This is a genomic window from Actinosynnema sp., assembly GCF_052038725.1.
In genome coordinates, this window is the sequence record NZ_JBQGCX010001012.1 from 1 (window position 1) to 2,801 (window position 2,801).

General features: G+C 73.1%; 3 protein-coding genes. All 3 read left to right on the top strand.

What is annotated here, in order from left to right; all coding sequences use genetic code 11:
* The first annotated feature begins 347 nt into the window (after window positions 1-347).
* The 3 genes from ACTUAL_RS21425 to ACTUAL_RS21435 all read left to right on the top strand — a co-directional run bounded on the left by ACTUAL_RS21425 (window position 348) and on the right by ACTUAL_RS21435 (window position 2,660).
* The gene (locus tag ACTUAL_RS21425) at window positions 348-1,196 is read left to right on the top strand and encodes an oxygenase MpaB family protein (protein ID WP_440901502.1); all 849 of its coding nucleotides are present in this window, start codon (window positions 348-350) and stop codon (window positions 1,194-1,196) included.
* 217 nt (window positions 1,197-1,413) lie between these two features.
* Window positions 1,414-2,241, top strand: coding sequence for a glutamate ABC transporter substrate-binding protein (locus ACTUAL_RS21430; RefSeq protein ID WP_096497280.1), 828 nt, complete (start codon window positions 1,414-1,416; stop codon window positions 2,239-2,241).
* Window positions 2,242-2,456: 215 nt separating this feature from the next.
* Complete coding sequence (locus ACTUAL_RS21435; protein WP_015805473.1) at window positions 2,457-2,660, top strand: cold-shock protein; 204 nt, start codon at window positions 2,457-2,459, stop codon at window positions 2,658-2,660.
* The last annotated feature ends 141 nt before the right edge of the window (window positions 2,661-2,801 follow it).

Below are 2,801 nucleotides of genomic sequence, written 5' to 3' on the forward strand. Positions count from 1 at the left end.
GCCGAGCAGGTCGGTCGTGTGGGTGGCGCTGAGCACCCCCGCGCCCGGCTGCGCGACGATCCGGCGCGACTCCACCGGCCTCGGGGTGTCGGCGGCGATCAGCAGCACCGCCAGCGTCGTGGCGGCCACCGCCGCGACGCCCCCGGCGAGGAGCGCCCGTCTCCCACTGCTCATCCCCCGCACCCGTCCCGACGGCATCCCACGGTGTCACGTGGAATCGCTGGTCAGCGGCCATCCGTTACCGCTGGACGATTCTTCACCCACTCCGGGCAACGAGCGCCTCGCCCGCAAGGGTGCGGCGCGTCGGGGGGACGAGGTCTGCCCGGACGGGCAGCGCCTGGAGCACCATGGCGTGCGTGGACCAAGGACTGCTCGGCCCGATGACGGTCACCTGGCAGCTCCACGCCGACCCGGCGATGTGGGTCGCGGGGATCACCAGCCTGCACCTCCAGGCGCTGCACCCGCGCGCGGTCGCGGGAGTGGTGCAGAACTCCGACTTCCGGAGCGACCCGCTGGGCAGGCTCGTCCGCACCGCGAGCTTCGTCGGCGTCACCACCTACGGCACCACCGACCAGGCCGAGCGCGCCGCCCGGCGGGTCAGGGCGGTGCACCGGGCGCTGCGCGCCACCGACGAGCACGGCCGCGCGTTCCCGCTCGACGAGCCGGACCTGCTGCTGTGGGTGCACTGCGCCGAGGTGTCCTCGTTCGCGACCGTGGTGCGCCGCGCGGGCTACCGGCTCAGCCCCGCCCAGGTCGACCGGTACTACCGGGAGCAGCGGCGCGCGGCCGAGCTGGTCGGGCTGCGGGCGCGGGACGTGCCGGGCAGCGCGGGCGAGCTGGCCGAGTACTTCGCCGGGGTGCGCCCGCGGCTGCGCCGGTCCGCCGACTCCGAGCTGGTGCGCGAGTTCCTGCGCCGCCCGCCGCTGCCCGGACCGCTGCGGCACGCGCTGGCGGTGTACGAGCCGCTGCTGGGGCGCCTGGCGTACTCGCTGCTGCCGGACTGGGCGATCGCCCTGCACGGCCGCCCCGCCTACCCGGCGGAGCGGGCGACCCGGCTGCTGCGCGGCCTGCGGGCGGCGGCCAGGTTCGTGCCCGCGCCGCTGCGGTGGAGCGTGCCGGGCGGGCACGTGACGCGGGCGATCCGGCGCGGCGGCCTGGCCGTGGTCCCGCGCCGGGCGCTGCTGCCCCAGCCCTGACCCGATCCCCAACGCCCCTGACCCCCACCCCCTGGAAGCACATCCGGACGCGTTCGGGAAGGGTGCGAACAACCCCTTTGTTGCTCCATAAGGGGTATGTCGTTGCGCTTTTGAGACGTACCGCACAGCCGGCATTCGGACCCGGCTGCTTAGCATTGCTGGCGGCTTGGTGCGCGATCCGCACCACGTTCCCGGACGACGAGAGGCGTGCGAGCGGATGCGTTACCGGAAGCTGGTCATGGCGATCACGGGGTCTGCGGTCCTGGCGGCGACGGCCGCCTGCGGGAGCGCGGACCAGGGCACCCTGGAGGGCAAGGCGGACGACGGCGCCCTCACCATCGGCATCCGCTACGACCTGCCCGGCATGTCCCAGCGGCGGATCGACGGCGAGTTCGTCGGCTTCGACGTCGACGTGGCCAAGTACGTCGCCGCCCAGTTCGACGTGCAGCCCTCGGGCATCACCTGGCGCGAGGTCCGGCCCGCCGACCGCGAGAAGCTGATCGCCTCCGGCGAGGTCGACCTGGTGGTCGCGAACTACTCGATCACCGAGCCGCGCAAGCAGCAGGTGGGCTTCGCGGGTCCGTACTTCCAGACCGGGCAGGGCCTGCTGGTCCGCGCGACCGAGGAGGCCATCACCGGCACCGACGCGCTCAGCGGGAAGAAGCTGTGCTCGGTGACCGGCACGACCTCGGCGGCGAAGGTCAAGGAGGAGTTCGCGCAGGACGTCGAGCTGGTCGAGTACGGCCAGTACTCGGACTGCGTGACCGCCCTGCTCGCGGAGAAGGTCGACGCCGTGACCACGGACGAGGCCATCCTGACCGGCTTCGTCGGGCAGAACCCGGAGCTGCTCAAGCTCGCGGGCGAGCCCTTCACCACCGAGCGCTACGGCATCGGCCTGGCCAAGGACGACGCCGCGGGCAGGGGCAAGGTGGCCTCGGCGATCGAGAAGATGGTGAGCACCGGGGAGTGGAAGGCGGCACTGGACCGCAACCTCGGCAGCGCGGACATCGCCCTGCCCGAGCCACCCGCGGTCACCGAAAAGTGATCACTCAGAAGTGATAGTTCCTCGCACTCGGTAGTGCTGGCGGGGTTGTCCCGATACTCTCGCCTGCGCAGGCCGTGGTTTCTGTGTCGTGTCACACGCTCGCGGAACAACACGCGGGCGTGCCTCTCCCCGCTTGCGTCGGCGGGGGGAACGCCCCCGGGACGGCCGGGGCCGCACCGTGCAGCCCCAAGCTTTCCTGCGATGGAGGCAGGCGGATGGCAGAGGGCACTGTCAAGTGGTTCAACGCTGAGAAGGGCTACGGCTTCATCGCCCAGTCCAACGGCGGACCTGACGTCTTCGTGCACTACTCGGAGATCCAGGGCAACGGGTTCCGCACGCTGGAGGAGAACCAGCGGGTGGAGTTCGAGATCGGCCAGGGCACGAAGGGGCCGCAGGCCCAGAACGTGCGAGCCTTCTGAGCGAACCCCGCCGGGGGCGCCGCCGACCGCGGCCGAAGGCTTCCCCACGACGGACCGAGGGCGGCGGGCCCCCCCCGGGGTGGGGCGGGGCGGGGGCCCCGGGGGTGGGGGGGGGGGGGGGGGCCGCCGGGGGGGCGCCCC

Coding starts and splice junctions, on each gene's coding strand:
- ACTUAL_RS21425 (WP_440901502.1), top strand. CDS start 348: ATGGCGTGCGTGGACCAAGGACTGCTCGGCCCGATGACGGTCACCTGG.
- ACTUAL_RS21435 (WP_015805473.1), top strand. CDS start 2,457: ATGGCAGAGGGCACTGTCAAGTGGTTCAACGCTGAGAAGGGCTACGGC.
- ACTUAL_RS21430 (WP_096497280.1), top strand. CDS start 1,414: ATGCGTTACCGGAAGCTGGTCATGGCGATCACGGGGTCTGCGGTCCTG.